The following is a 15,726-nucleotide window of genomic DNA, read 5'->3' on the forward strand; positions in this document are numbered from 1 at the left end:
CTGACACCGAACCGGATTCGAACTGCCCATGCACACACCGCCGTTTCGCCTCGCCCAGCCCTCGCGTCTGAAACTGTCCGACGAGCTTGCCGGCACCGGCATCCGCGCCGTCGATCCTTGCTGCAAGCCTGCCAACGTCTCGCCTTCGAACACGAAACGGCGCGCGCGCCTCGCCGAACTCGACGGTCATCTGCATTGTTCGATCATCGGCACCTGTTTGAGCACGCACGAGTTGCGCAAGCTGGTGCCTAAATTCACCGCTCTCGACCGGCGCGACGCGAGCGATCTCGAGATTCATCACTCGGCAGTGGAACTCGCGATCGAAGGCGGCCCCGCTGCGAAGGCGCTGCACAAGTTGCTCGACGAGCGCTATGCGGGTGCGATCCGCCGCTTCGACAAAGCCACCGACGATGCCGATCTGCTCGAACTCTGGAACGAAGCGCTGAAATGCGGCGACATCCCGCCTGCTTACTGGGCGCTAATGACGCATCCCCTGACGACCATGCCGGTGCGCCAGAAAGCGTTCGGCGACTTGCACATGCTGTCGCACCTGGTAGGCGCGGCCAACCGCGCGGATATTCGCCGGCTGGTTGCGCTGGAGGAGGAAAACGCCGCACTGAAGGAAAGAATCGAGCGGCAACAGAGCCGTCTGCACGAACTCGGCATGGAGCGCGATGCATCGATTGCCGCACTGAACGCGCGGATCGCGCAACTCACCGCGCAGGCCTGCCGCCCGATGCCCGCCGATGCCGCCGGGCTGGAAGCCGAAGTCCAGCAACTGCGCGACAGGCTGGCCGACGCCGATCGACGCGTCGCGTTGCACACCAGCCGCCGCGAAGCCGCGGAACAGCGCGCGCTTCTGGAACAGGATGCCGCGCTCGCACTGCGCAAAAGCCGCGACAAGGCGCTGGCGCAGCTCAAGCTGGCGCAAAGCGAATGTGATGCGCTCGAGCGCGCCACGGTCGACGCCGCCGACGCCGCGAGCGGGGCCGTGACGCGCCGCGCGAGCCTCGACAGCGTGCACGGCAAGCGGATCATCTATGTGGGCGGCCGGCCCGGCTCGAATGCCGCACTCAAGCGGCTGGTGGAAGCGGCCGGCGGCGATCTGGTGGTGCACGACGGCGGCGTGGAGGATCGCAAGGGACTGCTTGCCGCCGCGCTGCCCGGTGCGGATATCGTCGTGTTCCCGGTCGACTGCATCGACCACGATTCGATGAATACGCTCAAACGGGTCTGCGAGCGCCATCGGATCGACTATCACCCGGTGCGTACCGCGAGCGTGGCGAGCTTCGTCGAATTGATGGCTCGGCTGCATCCCGACCATCTCGCCCAACTCGGCAACCTGTCGCCGTCGGCGTTTTGCCTGCGGCACGGCTGAGCGCGAGGCTCGCTGAGCCAGGGATCGCGAGGGCCGCCGGGGACCGCTCAGGAACGGATCAGCCGCGTCAGCTCGGCGATCTGCTTCGCACAACTGCGCTGCGCCTCTTCTTCGACGTCGCGATACAGGCGAATGATGGATTCGCCAACCGGGGTGAGCGTGCAGCCGCCGCCGCTTTGACCGCCCTGCTCCGAATGCGTGGCCGGCGACTTGAGCGACCGGTTCAATTCGTCGATCAGCAGCCAGGCGCGCCGGTACGACATGTCGAGGCTGCGCGCCGCCGCCGAGATCGAACCGTACTCGCGCACCGCTTCGAGCAGATCGACTTTGCCCGGCCCGAGCGCGACGGCATCCGCACTACGAATGCGCATCCGGAAGCGCACTTCGGGGCGCGGCTTTACGGATTTCTGCGCGGATTTCTTCGCCGCTGCGGGTTTGGTTTTTGCGGTGTCAGCCATGCGCAAAAGCATACACGAACCGCTTCGCGCTGCCATCCTGGCCGAACGGCTTTCAACGTTGTGGCGGGAAACAATATCCGTAGTCTTCGCAGCCAGGGCAACCCGGCGCGGGGCTAGGCGGCAAGCCCAACGAAAGCGCGCGCTGTGCGGCGAGGAATTTTTTCCAGCGCAGGTTGGCGACATTCAGCGCGACAAGTGTGGGGAAATAGCGCGTCAGCATCCACGTGACTTCGGTGCGGCCGGCGAGGCCAAGGTCGCGCCACAGGTGGTCGGGCCGCAGGCATGCGTGGGCAATGATCGTGGCGAGGCAGTGCGCATCGTCGGCGTGGACGACGGGGCTTGTGTGGGTGAGCAGGAGCGCGTGGAGCGAGCGGACGAAGGAGGTGTGTTCGTCGATGTTGGCGTTCATGTCGACGTTGCGCGCCAATGCCACTTCGGCCGCATGCGTGAAATGCCGCGCCAGCAGCGCATGCCACTCGCGCGGCCGGAGTCCGAGTAAGGCGAGTTCGTCATGCACGTCGCGCGCGGCGATCAGCTTGGCGAAAAGCCGCGTGTCGGCGCTGGCCGCGTTCGTCGTTGCATGCAGCCATTGACTCATGCATGCGGCGACTTGCGGGTCGGGCGGCAACGACAGCGGCTCGACGTCGCATGCGCCAACCCCGGCAGCAGATACGGCAGGAACAGCGCGTGCAAGCGGATCGTCAGACATGGCGGCAAAGCGATGATGAAGAGCCAACCTATTATGTCAGCCCTCCCAACCCACGCATCAGGTCCAACGTATCAACTCAAAACCCACGCTTCGATTCGCGCGAGCCGTTTAACGTGACGCGGTGCGGGCAGGATGTCCGAGCCGGAGAACAGAATCGGCGCGCCGTCTTCGGCATCGAGCATGCGACCGCCGCATTCGTAAGCGATCAGCACGTTCTCTCCGATCGGCGTATTGAACAGCTCGTGCCACGAGAACGTCACGCTATACCCGTCCAGCCCGCGCGCGACGAACACCGTACGCTTGAATTCGCCCGGCACCTCGTTCGGCAACCCAGCTTCCGCGATCAAGGTCGTCAGGCGCACGCCACGGTACGCATCGACGCTGCGAATGAAGCGATTCGTCGTATAGCAACACAGATCGAAAGGCGCGGCCGTCACGCTGTCGTAACGCCGAAGCGCTTCGAGGCTGAGCGACAGCGGACGCTGAAACCGTCCGCCCAGCACGAGCGCACCGTCGACGGCGGGCGCGGCAATCGTATTCACACTATCCATACGCGGTTATCTCCAGCATCGACGCCCTGGTGATCTGTTCATTCGCTATGTCCGTGTGTATATTACGCTGCGATGGTGGCAGGCGTGTGCATCAACGTGTCAATACGCGGTATACCGCCACGCATATCGGCCATTACGCCGCCGTCGGAGTGACGCCTCGCATTCGTGGCAACGACGGCGCGCGGTTCGCTAAACCGGCCATGTCGCCGCACAACGCAAAGGCAACGCAGGGCAACGCAAGCCAACGTAATGGCGTCGTAATGCGACGCTCACACATAACGCATCGGGGTTATCGCATGATCCGCAAGCTGCTCGCTTCTCTCGTGGTCGTCACCGGCATCGTAACGGCCGCGCCCACCTTCGCGCAGGACTCGGGGAACAACACGGTCAACGTGCTGTACGCCGGGTCGCTCGTCAACCTGATGGAGCGCAGCATCGGCCCCGCGTTCGAAAAGGCCACCGGCCAGCAGTTCCGCGGCTATGCGGCGGGTTCCAACAAGATCGCCAACGAGATCAAGGGCAAGCTTCGGCGCGGCGACGTGTTCATCAGCGCGAGCCCGAAGGTGAACGCCAGCCTGATGGGCGAGGCGAACGGCGATCACGTCACGTGGTATGTGAATTTCGCCGAGTCGCCGTTGATGATCGGCTATAACCCGCAGAGCAAATTCGCGTCGCAATTCAAGAGCAAGCGCTGGGACGAGGTGTTGCAGCAGCCGGGTATTCGCATCGGCCGCACCGATCCGAAGCTCGATCCGAAAGGCGCATTCACCGTCGAAATGATGACGAAAGCGGCCGGGCTCTACCATCAGCCGGACCTGGTCGAGAAGACGCTCGGCGCGCCGGAAAATCCCGCGCAGGTGCTGCCCGAGGAAACGCTGGTGGGCCGCCTGCAATCAGGCCAGCTCGATGCAGGCTTCTTCTACTCGACCGAGACGTCCGACCTGAAGATTCCGGCGATCCACCCGGCGCCTGAATTGCAAGCCAAGGCCAGCTACACACTGACGATCCTCAACGACGCGGCGAATCGCCCCGGAGCGGTCAGCTTCGTCGACTTCCTGCTGAGCGAGCAAGGCCGCGCCCTGCTCAAGCAGCATGGCGTGGACGTTGTCAAACCCGTCGTGAGCGGCGCCGTGCAGTCGATGCCGCCTTCGGTGCAAGCCGTCATCGACGCCGCCACGCACTGACGCGGTGAAGCGCGCCGCTGCGCGACCGCTGCTGTTATTGGCGGCGCTGCTGGCTGTCTATCTGTGCGCTCCGTTCGTCGCGAGCGTGCCGCAACTCGGCGCCGCGGATTGGGCAAACGTGGACTGGCGCGCGACGTGGTCGGCGGTCGGCGTATCGGCGGCGAGCGCCACGGTGGCCTCGTTCATGATCCTGCTGGGCGGCGTGCCGCTCGGCTATTTCCTCGCGCGGTCGAATACGCGCAAGATGGCGCTGCTGGGCTTCGTCGTGCAGTTGCCGCTCGCGCTGCCGCCGCTGACGAGCGGCGTGCTGCTGCTGTTTCTGCTTGGGCCCTATAGCGGAATCGGCCGCCTCACCGGCGGCGGCCTGACGGATTCGTTCGCCGGCATCGTCCTCGCGGAAATCTTCGTGGCCGCGCCGTTTCTGATCATCGCCGCGAAGTCCGCATTCGCCGCGGTCGATCCAATGCTCGACGACGTCGCCGCCACGCTCGGCCATCATGCCAGCAGCCGCTTTTTCCGCGTGATGCTGCCGGTGGCGTGGCCGGCAATTCGCGCAGGACTCGCGCTCGCGTGGCTGCGTGCATTCGGCGAATTCGGCGCGACCGTGATGCTCGCCTATCACCCGTATTCGTTGCCGGTCTACACGTACGTCGTATTCGGCGGCCAGGGGCTGCCGGCGATGATGCCGTTGCTGCTGCCCACGCTCGCGATCGCGATACTCTGCGCCGCGCTGTCCATCTACAGTCTTCGGCAAAAAACCACGCCCGACCCAACCGAAAACGGCGATGACACGCTCGAACCCGGCACAGATCTCACCGCGAGCCGCGGCGACGCCGACAATCGCCGCCTCACGTTCCATCTGCAACGTCAGGTGGGCGCCTTCGATCTCGACATCGCGTGGGCGCCGGCCACGCGGCGTCTCGCGATAATCGGGCCGTCGGGTTCGGGCAAATCGCTAGCGCTGCGTCTGATCGCGGGGCTCGAATCGAACGCGTCGAGCACGGTGCGGCTAGGCGCGACCGAGTTGCACATGCTGCCGCCCGAGCACCGCCAGATCGGCTACATGCCGCAGGATTACGGCCTGTTTCCGCACATGAGCGTGGCGCGCCAGCTCAGCTTTCCCCTTGACGCCGACGCCGCCAGCGCACGTTACTGGCTCGATCATCTGGGCCTCGCGCCGCTAGTCGGACGCTTGCCGCATCAGTTGTCGTTCGGTCAGCGGCAACGGGTGGCGCTCGCGCGCGCGCTCACGCGCCATACCGGGCTACTGCTGTTCGACGAGCCGTTCGCTGCGCTCGATACGCCGCGGCGGCGCCGCTTGCAGCAATCGCTGCGGGCATTGCAGCGGGAGATCGCCGCGGTGACGATCATCGTCACACACGATCCGGATGAAGCCGCGCTGCTCGCAGACGAGGTGCTGGTGGTTGAACAGGGGCGCGTGTTGCAGGCCGGCGCGGTCGCCGACGTGTTCGAGCGGCCCGCTTCGATACGGGTGGCCGCCTTGCTCGGCTTGCACAACGTCGGCGAAGGTTCGATGAGCGCGGCGGGTCAGCTGCAGATCGCTCCGGGCTTGACGGTGTCAACGGCCAACGGTGTCTCCCTTCCAGCCGCGGGTCAACGCGTCATGTGGCGCGTGTCCTCGCATGCGTTGGCCGTGACGCCACAGGGCGCGCATGCCGGGGTCGTCGAGTCGGTCGAATTGCGGCGCGGCGAGCGCTATGTTCGCGTGAATATCGCCGGGGTGGGCTTCGACCTTGCCAGCGAAGACGCCGGTTTGCGCGAGGGTGCGCCGTGCCGGCTCGACCTCCGCGCGGCGGGCGTCAACATCTGGGCCGCGGCGTGCGGCTCGCGTCAGGCTTCGTCCGCGTGAGCCCGCCTCCTGATTTCGGCGAGCGATGCATCGACCCGTAGCTCGCCGGACTCGAACACCGTCACGAGCGCTTCGTCCCAGTCGCCCGCGACGGTGTGTTCGTCCCACGTGACGGGCAGCGTGACGGTCCGGTACTCACCGGTGCGGCGATGCTTCAGCAACGTCAGACGCCCTTTCATCGAACGCTTCGCGGCATCCGTGACCGGGTCCTTGCGCACGTCGTGCCACTCGTCGCCAAGGCGGATCGCGGAACACTTCATCGCGAAGCGCTGCGTGTCGCGGTTGATCTGCTGCAACAGCGCGCCGCCCATGCCGAATACGATGTTATCGGCCGCGAAGCCGGCCTCGTCCATCGCGGCGAGGATCGTCGCGATCGAATCGGGGTTCACGCCGTCGCCTTGAATCACGCGCACGTTATTGAGCACGCGCCGGCCCTTGCCATTCACCACCGAGCCGAACGACGCGTCGAGCGCGCGCAGCGTCTGCAATACGATCGTGCGCGGATCGCCGGAGTCGGGCCGGATCACGAGGGTGGCGCGTGAATCGAGCACGGCCTGTTTCAGTTGCGTGCCCCATACGTCGAGCGCGGCAAACAGATCGTAGGAATCGGACACCACCGAAACGATCGCGCCCGGCTTGCCGAAGCGCGCGATCATGTTGCGGAACGCGTCGGTCTCGCGCTCGCGGCCCCATGACGTGATGGTGCTGTGTTCGGCGGCCGGCACGGAAAACGCCGCCATCGTTTCGTGGTAGTAGTGGTTCGCCGCCGCCACGCCGAGCACCGTGTCCGAACCCATGAAACTGACCAGATGCGCCGCGCCGCCGATCGCCGCCGATTCCGCGCTCGACACCCCGCGCGCGCCGAAATCGTGCAGCTTGAACGGCAATTGCGCGAGGTCGTCGCTGCTCCTTTGCAGGTAGGCGCGGATCGTTTTGCGCAGATGCCAGCTTTGCGTCGCCACCGTGATCGGATACCACACGCGCAGCAGCATCGTTTCCAGATACGAAGCGAGCCAGAACACCCGCGGGTCGTCGCATTCGACCGTCACCAGCACGTTGTGCGTCGGCACCACCGAGCCTTCCGGCACCGCGCGAATCCGCACCGGCAGATAGCCGCCGCACTGCTCGACCACATAGCGCCAACCCGCTTCGTTGAACGGCTCGCCATGCGTACTGAAAAACGCTTTGGCCTGCTCGATCATGGCCCGGGTGACCGGCCGGCACAGGTATTCCTTCAGCAGCATTTGCAGACCGAAGAACAGCGTGCGCTCATAGCGCCCGCCACGCGACTCGATGTACGAGAACATCGCCGACGCCTGGGGCGGATATTGCAGATAGTGCGAGGCCTTGTACGAATCCGTGTTGAGGATCGGATTGGACAGGATCGACGCGATGTCGCCAGCGCTCACGTGAGTTCCCCAAGGTAATCGAACGGATGCGGTTCTTTTACCATACACCGTCAAAATACCCGTGCAACGCGCCGCTCAGCGGACCGGCTCAGAGCCCCGGCTTCAATTGCGGCGGCAGATTCGGCCACGTGGCCAGCAGCCGGCCGATCATGCTCTTCCGGCGTTCGGCGATAGCCGGCAGCAGCATGTTGGCAAGCAGGCCGATGCCGTGGGCGAGCGCGCTGTCGCGCGCGAGCGTCACGAGCGGCACGCCGCGGCACAGCGCCTCGTTGACCTGGCGGTCGTCGCGCGGAAGCTGATGCGCGACTTTCGCGCCGAGGGTCTTTTCGAGCGTCGACAGATTGATCTGCGCGTTCTTGTCGTATTGATTGACCACCACTCGCACCTTCGCGGCCGGATAACCGAGTTCCCGGAAGATGTCGAGCATGCGGCGCCCGCCGTGCAGGTACAGCGGCGTCTGCCGCACGACCATGCAGATCGCGTCGCTATGATCGAGCGCGTGGATCGTCAACGGGTTCAGGCTCTGGCCGATGTCGATCAGCACGGCATCGTAGCGCTCGCGCACCAGCGTGAGAATCCGCTGCAGCTGCGCGGGCCGCAACTCGGCGGCCTTGAGTGGGTCGCCCGCGCCGGCCAGCACGTCGAGGTTCGCCTGCACGTGCATCACGCACGAGTCGAATAGCGCGGCGTCGAGCTGATCAATCTGCGAGCATAGATCGGCCAGCGTGGTCGGCGGGGGCCTGTCGGCCATCAGCAGGCTGGCATCGGCGAATTGCTGGCTGAGGTCGATCAGCAGCACGCGCCGCTCGCGCTGCGCGGCTAGCGAACAGGCGAGATTGACCGCGATCAGCGTCGTGCCGCTGCCCCCCTTGCTCGATGCCAGCGACACCACGCGGCCCGCGCGCCGCCCGGCCGCGGTTTTCCTCGCGTCGATCTGGGTGAGCGCGGCGGCGACGGCCCGCGGATCGAGCGGCCATGACAGCACGTGCTGCACGCCGACGCGCATCGCCGCGCCGGGCAACGCGGTGGCCGGCGAGCGCACCACCAGCATGCAATCGAGCGCCGGCCAGCAGGCGAGCGCCTCCTCGATACCGTCCATTTCACGCGCGTTCAGACTGGCGTCGTCGACGATCAGCAGATCGGCACTGCGGATCAGGCGCGCGTGCACACGCAGTTGCCGGGCCGAGCCGTATGCCGTGCGCAACCGGTAACGCACGCCGCTTCCCTCGAGCCGCGCGACGATCTGCTGCGCGTGGTCGATGCTGGCGGCAATCAGGAAGATGTCGATCATGTCAGGTCTCCATCGGTCTGAGGCCGCCGGTTGGGGAGGCCACGCCGAGCTCCCCGTCGGCGTGCGGACTCATTCGTCGTTGTTCGTCGTTATGCGTCGCTATTCGTCGAACGGTGTTGGCCGGATCTGCGTGTCGCGCTCGTGATCGGTATGCCGTTCGGGCGACACCGGCATTTCATAGAGCGCGTCGCGCAACGCGTCGCGCCGGATCTCGGCCTGGGCCTTGCGCCTGAGCGCCTCGGCAACCACCAGCGTCATCACATCGACGGGTGACTCGGCGAACAGCGCGCGCCGTCGCGCCGCGACACGCCTGCGATAGGAAAGCCCGCTTGCGCCCGCGCCAGGGAATGGGTCCGTGCGCACGACAGCGTCCGGCTCGCGAATCCGTTTTTTCATGACAGCCCCCGAAAGATGAGCCTTGCCCACGTTTTTTGTCCAGATGTCCGTGTCCGTGCGACAGCACGGACACGGCACCCAGTCCACCTCGTAACATGTGTCTCTCTCTGGAGACTGTGGCCTCTCCTCGCTTCTTCGCACCGGCTGGTCCTGGCCGGCGCTGCCCCTGCCCTTGTTCGGGGTGCGTTACTCGCCGAACTGCGCGAATGCGGCACTCATCGTTATTTACATCCCTTCAGTCCATCGGTAAAAGGAACCTGATCGCGAGTCAATTTCACGTCATCCGGTTCGGAATGCCGATAATCTGTGTATCGGTCATTCAGCCGTTTTAATCGACGTCCGTTCAGTTGGCCCCGCCGCCACGCAAGCCCGGCTTCCCCGGCCGTGCCTGTGAAGTCCGTGTTGCCGCCGGCTTTTTTCCAATCTCAGCTTTCCCCGTGCTGCGGACCGGTCGCCAACGCATTCAGATTTCACATGCAGTGCTTATTGCAATGGTTATGCCATGCGGACCGGAAGCCTTATGCCGCCGTGAATCATGCGGCGTGGCAGCCGTGACCGAAATCGTCCGTGCCGCAGGTTGATTCGTTCGTGAAACGCCGATGCGCCACGGTCGGCGGCGCCGCGAAGCAACCCGGCGCTCGCCGGCCACGTGCCAATCCTGCGCGGGCCATGACTGGCCAAGGTTTGCGCAACTCGCCCAGTTAGCGATACTGATCGTCCCAGCATCACGTCACGCTGGCGCGGGCCTGCCCGATATGTAGCAGGCATGAGACGAACCACATTGCCGACGCGCCATTCGCATTGCGATTTAGCGCGGCGCGATTGCATGGTTATGTGGGAAGCCTCGCATAACCCGGCTTGACCGGTTCTTTTTAATCGTCCACAGCGCGCCAATTGCACGAAAATCATTTCTTAATCCCGATTTGTTTGTATGGCGCTATCAGGCGCTTTCGCTTATCTTTAAGCCATGCGCCAATTAGAGCGCCGTTTTCAGGTCATCGAGGCAAAAAACGGTTTGGTGATTCGCGGTGAAGGCGTGCGGCGGTTTCAGCAATGAACGCTCACGCTATCGGTTCACCTTGTGGCATTTTCGCGGTTTTATGCCGCCCGTTCCATGCCCCATCAGTGCAACCGCCGTATGCGTCGTCGCCGGACTGCTGCAGCCGGCCCTGAACGTTGCACGCCAACCAGCCCGATCCGCGCGAGCGGACCGGGCTGGTTCAGTTGACTGAAGGCCGGTGCCGCCCGCCGGCGTATCCAATGTGTCGAACAGCGGTCCTGAGAGCAGCATCGAACCGGGGGTAACATGACTACGACTTGCACGCCTGTCGACGCGGAACGCACCGTTCTGTACGTGTCGAACTCGCCCGATCAGAAACTCGTCGATTTTCTGGCGACGTCTGGCTGGCAAGCCGTGCACGCCAAAAGCACGGCAATCGCCGAACGCATGATCGAGCGCGGCAATATCAAAGTCGGCCTCGTACAACTGCCCGACGAGTGCACGTCGCAGCATCTGTCCGCGCTCGCGTCCTGCATGCGGCGCGTCGAGACCAACTGGGTCGCGCAGATCGTCCCCGGCCAGGCGGAAGACGAACTGGTCAGCCGCTTCATCCTCGATTACTGCTTCGACTTCGTCACGCGGCCGTGGCTGAACGACCGGCTCGTGTTCGCGCTCGGCCATGCGCACGGGCTGTCGAGCCTGCGTCACGCGCCCGATGCGCCCGAGCCTTCGCTCGGGCGGCACGGCATGGTCGGACAATGCGAGGCCATGCAGCAGCTGTACCGGCGCATCGACAAATGCGGCGTGACCGACGCGCCGGTGTTCGTCGCCGGCGAATCGGGCACTGGCAAGGAACTGACCGCTCGTGCGATTCACGAGCGCTCGCCGCGCGCCGGCCGCGCGTTCGTCGCAATCAACTGCGCCGCGATTCCGCCGAGCCTGCTGCAAGCCGAACTGTTCGGCCACGAGCGCGGCGCGTTCACCGGCGCGCTGCAACGCAAGATCGGCCGGATCGAAAGCGCGCACGAGGGCACGCTCTTTCTCGACGAAATCGGCGACATGCCGCACGAATGCCAGGCAGTCCTGCTGCGCTTTCTGCAGGAAGGCACGATCGAGCGGCTCGGCGGCAATGGGCCGATCAAGGTCGACGCGCGGGTCATTTCGGCGACCCACGTCGATCTGGACAAGGCGGTCGAAGACGGACGCTTCCGCTCCGACCTGTATCACCGGCTGTGCGTGCTGCGCCTCGTCGAGCCGCCGTTGCGCGAGCGCGGCGGCGACATCAAGCTGCTCGCCAACTACGCGCTCAGCATGTACCGGCGGGACGGGGCGCGCAAAGTGCGCGGGCTGTCGAGCGACGCGATCGTCGCGATGTCGAACTATCCGTGGCCGGGCAATGTGCGCGAGCTGATCAATTGCGTGCGGCGCGCGGTGGTGATGAGCGAGGGCCGCTTCATCACCGCGAGCGACCTTGGTCTGCCGGAAGCGGACAACGGCCCGGCGGTGACGCTTGCGGAAATCCGCAGCAAGGCGGAAAAGGACGCGGTCGAACACGCGCTGCAGCGGCATGGCTACAAGCTGTCCGAAGCGGCGGCCGAGCTGGGCATTTCGCGCGCGACACTGTATCGGCTGATGCATGCAAACCGGTTGCATCAGGAACCCGCGGGGACCCGCGCGTCGAACGCGACCGGCGGCCCGGACGCCGACGACGAGGCGCAGCGGCAAACGTCCTCGGTGGCTTGAGCCGGGGCGGTTGCGGCGCTGGACCTTTCCCGCTCGCACCTCATCTGGCCGTGAAACATCTCGGGCCGGCGCACCCCATATTGATCTCCAAGCGGTTTCATCCCGCCGCCCCCGGGAGCTTCGCTATGGCGATCACCTGCTTCATCCGCTATCGGATCGACCCTTTCCAGCGCGCCGCTTTCGGCCCGCCGCATCGCGACGCAAGCCCGATTTGAAGACACCGGACCGATCCAGCGGGCAAGCTTTGTGCTATCCGTGCTGGACGGGCCGTTCGCCCCCGTCCGCCTGGCATGGATGTCGTCATCGGCTATGGTTACGCCTGGCATGCAGCCCACCCAGGCACGCGTCGCGTCCCCGGCCCAGCTGAAAGCCTTCACCCAACGGCAATTCACCTGCGGAACTTGTACGCCCCGGCCGGTGTCGGTTCATGGTCACGCCGCCGACCCGTCCCATGTTTCGGCACAATGTCCGCACCCGGTATCCCGCCTTACACCCTATGCGCAAACTATTCCACGTCTGGCTTCTTCTTTTCTTCGTCATCGGCGCGGCGCCGGCCGTCGCGGCCGCCGCGCAAGCCGCACCCGCGACGCCGGTCTCCGGCAGCGCGGTAAGCCTGACGCCCCAGCAGGCACGCGACGCCCTCGCCGTGCTCAACGACCCGAAACGCCGCGCGCAAGTCGCCGATACGCTGCAAGCGATCGCCGCCGCCGGCGCGCTGAACGCCCCGCCCGTGGCCGCCTCCGCGCCGGCTGCCGCGTCCGCCCCGGCAGCGGCGAGCGGTCCCGCCGCGCTGGTGCCCGACGCGTTCAAATCCAACGGACTCGCGTCGCAAATGGCCCGTCAGGGCGCCCATTGGGCGATGCACCTCACCAAGTCCCTGCGCGGCTCGCTCGCCGCGCTGCTCGACGTCACGTCGGTACGCGCGTGGTGGAACTGGCAGTTGACGAGCCCGCACGCGCGCGCCTTGCTGGTCAACGTCCTGTGGACCCTGCTGGCCGCGCTCGTGCCCGCACTTGTGGTCGAATGGCTCGCGCGACGTTTGCTGCGCCGCGCATACCTGGCGATCGCCGCGCGCCGCGAACGCAACAACGAGCAGGACGAATTCAACGGCGACGACGCACAAGCCACGCAAGCCACGACGCCCGTCGACACGGCGCCGCCTGCGGCACACACGCCCGGCGCCGCGCCAACCTTGCCTTTGCCGCTGCCCACGGGACCGGTGCCGCCGGTGCTCGAAGCCGAAGTGCAAGCCGTCAGTACTGCTGCGGTGGCCGATCCGGCGTCCGCCGAAGACCGCGTGATCGAAGCCCAGGGCAAGCGCAAAGCCACTCATCACTGGACGCTACTGCAGCGTCTGCCGCGCGCGCTGTTGATCACCGCGCTGCGCCTGCTGCCGCTCGCGGTGTTCGTCGGCGCGGCGAGCGCGCTGATCTCGGTGTTCACCACCAATGGCACCCCGCAGGACCGCGCGCTCGATTCGCTGATCGACATCTACGCGCTGTGCCGCGTCATCGTGATCATCGGCGACTTCTTTCTGCAACCCACCGCGCCGCGTCTGCGGCTGCTGCGCATGGGCGACGCCTGGGCCGTCTTCGTGCAACGCTGGATCGCGCGGATTGTCGGTGTGGTGGGCGCGGGCGTCGCCCTCGCCGAGATCGGGCAGTCGCTCGGCCTGAACGACGCCGCGCATCTCGCGCTCTTGAAAGTGGTGGCGCTCGCCGGCCACGTGATGATCTCGATCCTGATCCTGCGATGCGCAAGACCGGTCGGCGATCTGATCCGCCAGCGCTTCGCGAAGCACGACTCGCTGGAAATGTTCACCAATGCGCTCGCGGACGCCTGGGCGTGGTTCACGGCCGCCGTCGTGATGGCGCTGTGGTTCGTGTGGGCATTCGACGTGCAGAACGGCTATCACGCGCTGCTTCACGTCGGCGGCTGGACCGTGGCGATTCTGGTCGGCGCGCGGCTCGCGTCGATCGTGATCTTCGGGGCGCTGGCGCGGCTCTTCCAGGCGCAGGACGAGTCGGCGAAATCGCTCGTGCACCAGCATGCTTACCGCTATTACCCGCTGCTGCGGCGGGTAATCGGCTGGGTCATCGGCGTCGTCACCGCGCTGGGACTGTTGCAGGTATGGGGCGCCGACGTCGTCGATCTGTTCCGCGCCGGCACGATCGGCCATCGGTTCGCGTCGGCGCTCGCCACCATCGGCGTGGCCGCGATCATTGCGCTGATCGTGTGGGAAATCGTCAACGTCTCGGTCGAACGGCGGCTGGACCGCTGGACCACCAGCGGCGACCTCGTGCGCGCCGCGCGCTTGCGCACGCTGCTGCCGATGTTGCGCAGCGCGCTCTTCTGCGTGATCGCGCTTGTGGTGGTGCTGACCGGCCTGAGCGAACTCGGCGTGAACATCGGGCCGCTGCTCGCGGGCGCAAGCATTTTCGGCGTCGCGCTCGGCTTCGGCTCGCAAAAGCTGGTGCAGGATTTCATCACCGGCATTTTCCTGTTGATGGAAAACGCCATGCAGGTCGGCGACTGGGTCACGCTCGCGGGCGTGTCCGGCACGGTCGAATATCTGTCGATCCGCACCGTGCGGCTGCGCGGCAGCGACGGATCGCTCTTCACCGTGCCGTTCAGTTCGGTCTCGACGGTGAACAACACGAATCGGGGACTCGGCAATGCGGCGGTGCGCGTGAACATCGTGTTCGGCCAGGACGTCGATCTGGCGATCAACACGCTCAAGGAAATCGGCGCCGCGCTGCGCGAGGACGAGAATTTTCAGGCCGGTATCCTGTCGGACTTCGCGTTCTGGGGCGTCGATGCGGTGGACGGTTCCGCGGTCACGCTGGCCGGTCAGATACAGTGTCGCGACACCGCGCGCTGGGGGGTGCAGCGCGAATTTAACCGGCGCATCGTCGACCGTTTCCGCGAGCGTGGCATCGAGATCGCGAATCCGCAGCGCAATCTGCTGACGTGGGATGCCGGGAGCGCGGCGGCGAAAGTTGAAGGGGGTGGGTCGTCCGGACCGGCGTTGAAGGATGCGCCGGTCGACGATGCTGCGTCGAGCGCGGCGAGCCGAAAAGGGGATGCGCCGGTCGAAGATCAGATTCCCGTCGATCCGAAGCCGGCAGGTGGTCCGGGCACGCCCGGCAATCCGGGGACGCCGTCGCCGCATGCATAATGCTGCGACGGCGAACGGCGCCTGGTGTGGGGGGCAAACGCGGGTCCGCCCGGGCGCCGGGCCGCTGCGAATGTCGTGCGCGGCCTGCTGCGCGAGCCCAACCGGCCTGCGGCTCACACAACACCGCGAGTCGCACGCCCGATCGCCCCTACTGCACCTGCCACCAACGCGGCAACAGGCGGCGCACTTCGGGCCGCCGATACCGGTCATCGATCAGGTGCACCACGCCCTGGTCCTGTTCCGTGCGGATCACGCGACCGGCCGCCTGCACCACCTTGCGCAAGCCGGGATACAGATACATGTAGTCGTAGCCGTTGCCGAACCTTGCGTCCATCGTGCGGCGCATCTGCTCGTTGACCTCATTCATTTGCGGCAAGCCGAGCGTCGCGATGAATGCGCCGATCAACTGCTGACCGGCCAGATCGACGCCTTCTGAAAACGCCCCGCCCAGCACCGCGAAACCCACCCCCTGATTCGTGGTGCGAAAGCGCGTGAGAAACGCGTCGCGGGCGGCTTCGTCCATGCCCGGCTCCTGCGCCCAGACCGGCAAGGCCGGATG

General features: G+C 65.8%; 12 protein-coding genes. 5 read left to right on the forward strand and 7 right to left on the reverse strand.

Annotation, left to right across the window (positions count from 1 at the left end; genetic code table 11):
• The first annotated feature begins 28 nt into the window (after positions 1–28).
• Complete coding sequence (locus CIC12_RS25215; RefSeq protein WP_168668079.1) at positions 29–1,378, forward strand: DUF2325 domain-containing protein; 1,350 nt, start codon at positions 29–31, stop codon at positions 1,376–1,378.
• Between the two features lie 47 nt (positions 1,379–1,425).
• On the opposite strand, the gene CIC12_RS25220 is transcribed toward CIC12_RS25215, so the two are convergent.
• The 3 genes from CIC12_RS25220 to CIC12_RS25230 form a co-directional block, all read right to left on the reverse strand.
• The gene (locus CIC12_RS25220) at positions 1,426–1,836 is read right to left on the reverse strand and encodes a winged helix-turn-helix domain-containing protein (RefSeq protein WP_238812885.1); all 411 of its coding nucleotides are present in this window, start codon (positions 1,834–1,836) and stop codon (positions 1,426–1,428) included.
• Between the two features lie 52 nt (positions 1,837–1,888).
• On the reverse strand, positions 1,889–2,434 hold the full coding sequence (locus tag CIC12_RS25225) for a nitrogen fixation protein NifQ (RefSeq protein WP_168668103.1): 546 nt from the start codon (positions 2,432–2,434) through the stop codon (positions 1,889–1,891).
• Positions 2,435–2,616: 182 nt separating this feature from the next.
• Positions 2,617–3,096: a molybdopterin-dependent oxidoreductase gene (locus tag CIC12_RS25230; protein WP_168668081.1), complete on the reverse strand. Its 480-nt coding sequence runs from the start codon at positions 3,094–3,096 to the stop codon at positions 2,617–2,619.
• Positions 3,097–3,392: 296 nt separating this feature from the next.
• Between CIC12_RS25230 and CIC12_RS25235 the strand changes: the two genes are divergently transcribed.
• Together CIC12_RS25235 and CIC12_RS25240 are read left to right on the forward strand one after the other, a co-directional pair.
• Positions 3,393–4,280 carry an extracellular solute-binding protein gene (locus CIC12_RS25235; RefSeq protein WP_168668083.1) on the forward strand — a complete coding sequence of 296 codons (888 nt, stop codon included), beginning with the start codon at positions 3,393–3,395 and terminating at the stop codon, positions 4,278–4,280.
• 4 nt (positions 4,281–4,284) lie between these two features.
• Positions 4,285–6,150 (forward strand): ATP-binding cassette domain-containing protein, encoded by a 1,866-nt coding sequence (locus CIC12_RS25240; protein ID WP_168668085.1) that lies wholly within the window; start codon positions 4,285–4,287, stop codon positions 6,148–6,150.
• Here the strand turns inward: CIC12_RS25240 and CIC12_RS25245 are convergent.
• The 3 genes from CIC12_RS25245 to CIC12_RS25255 form a co-directional block, all read right to left on the reverse strand.
• Complete coding sequence (locus CIC12_RS25245; RefSeq protein ID WP_168668087.1) at positions 6,132–7,559, reverse strand: nicotinate phosphoribosyltransferase; 1,428 nt, start codon at positions 7,557–7,559, stop codon at positions 6,132–6,134. The two genes, CIC12_RS25240 and CIC12_RS25245, sit on opposite strands and share 19 nt — an antisense overlap.
• A gap of 88 nt (positions 7,560–7,647) precedes the next feature.
• A complete protein-coding gene (locus tag CIC12_RS25250) occupies positions 7,648–8,850 on the reverse strand; it encodes an AAA family ATPase (RefSeq protein ID WP_168668089.1) in 1,203 nt (400 codons plus the stop codon).
• A gap of 99 nt (positions 8,851–8,949) precedes the next feature.
• The gene (locus tag CIC12_RS25255) at positions 8,950–9,246 is read right to left on the reverse strand and encodes a hypothetical protein (RefSeq protein WP_168668091.1); all 297 of its coding nucleotides are present in this window, start codon (positions 9,244–9,246) and stop codon (positions 8,950–8,952) included.
• A 1,306-nt stretch (positions 9,247–10,552) separates the two neighbouring features.
• On the opposite strand from CIC12_RS25255, the gene CIC12_RS25260 reads away from it, so the two are divergent.
• Together CIC12_RS25260 and CIC12_RS25265 are read left to right on the forward strand one after the other, a co-directional pair.
• Complete coding sequence (locus CIC12_RS25260; protein WP_168668093.1) at positions 10,553–11,989, forward strand: sigma 54-interacting transcriptional regulator; 1,437 nt, start codon at positions 10,553–10,555, stop codon at positions 11,987–11,989.
• A 496-nt stretch (positions 11,990–12,485) separates the two neighbouring features.
• On the forward strand, positions 12,486–15,167 hold the full coding sequence (locus tag CIC12_RS25265; protein WP_168668095.1) for a mechanosensitive ion channel family protein: 2,682 nt from the start codon (positions 12,486–12,488) through the stop codon (positions 15,165–15,167).
• 148 nt (positions 15,168–15,315) lie between these two features.
• On the opposite strand, the gene CIC12_RS25270 is transcribed toward CIC12_RS25265, so the two are convergent.
• On the reverse strand, positions 15,316–15,726 hold a 411-nt coding region (locus CIC12_RS25270; protein ID WP_274597575.1), incomplete at its 5' end, for a helicase C-terminal domain-containing protein.

This window comes from Paraburkholderia sp. SG-MS1 (assembly GCF_012275575.1).
Taxonomy (GTDB): Bacteria; Pseudomonadota; Gammaproteobacteria; order Burkholderiales; family Burkholderiaceae; genus Paraburkholderia.

What these genes read in the sequence shown, in the direction of transcription:
- CIC12_RS25215 (WP_168668079.1), top strand. Translation starts at nt 29, where the DNA reads ATGCACACACCGCCGTTTCGCCTCGCCCAGCCCTCGCGTCTGAAACTG.
- CIC12_RS25220 (WP_238812885.1), bottom strand. Translation starts at nt 1,836, where the DNA reads ATGGCTGACACCGCAAAAACCAAACCCGCAGCGGCGAAGAAATCCGCG.
- CIC12_RS25225 (WP_168668103.1), bottom strand. Translation starts at nt 2,434, where the DNA reads ATGAGTCAATGGCTGCATGCAACGACGAACGCGGCCAGCGCCGACACG.
- CIC12_RS25230 (WP_168668081.1), bottom strand. Translation starts at nt 3,096, where the DNA reads ATGGATAGTGTGAATACGATTGCCGCGCCCGCCGTCGACGGTGCGCTC.
- CIC12_RS25235 (WP_168668083.1), top strand. Translation starts at nt 3,393, where the DNA reads ATGATCCGCAAGCTGCTCGCTTCTCTCGTGGTCGTCACCGGCATCGTA.
- CIC12_RS25250 (WP_168668089.1), bottom strand. Translation starts at nt 8,850, where the DNA reads ATGATCGACATCTTCCTGATTGCCGCCAGCATCGACCACGCGCAGCAG.
- CIC12_RS25255 (WP_168668091.1), bottom strand. Translation starts at nt 9,246, where the DNA reads ATGAAAAAACGGATTCGCGAGCCGGACGCTGTCGTGCGCACGGACCCA.
- CIC12_RS25260 (WP_168668093.1), top strand. Translation starts at nt 10,553, where the DNA reads ATGACTACGACTTGCACGCCTGTCGACGCGGAACGCACCGTTCTGTAC.
- CIC12_RS25265 (WP_168668095.1), top strand. Translation starts at nt 12,486, where the DNA reads ATGCGCAAACTATTCCACGTCTGGCTTCTTCTTTTCTTCGTCATCGGC.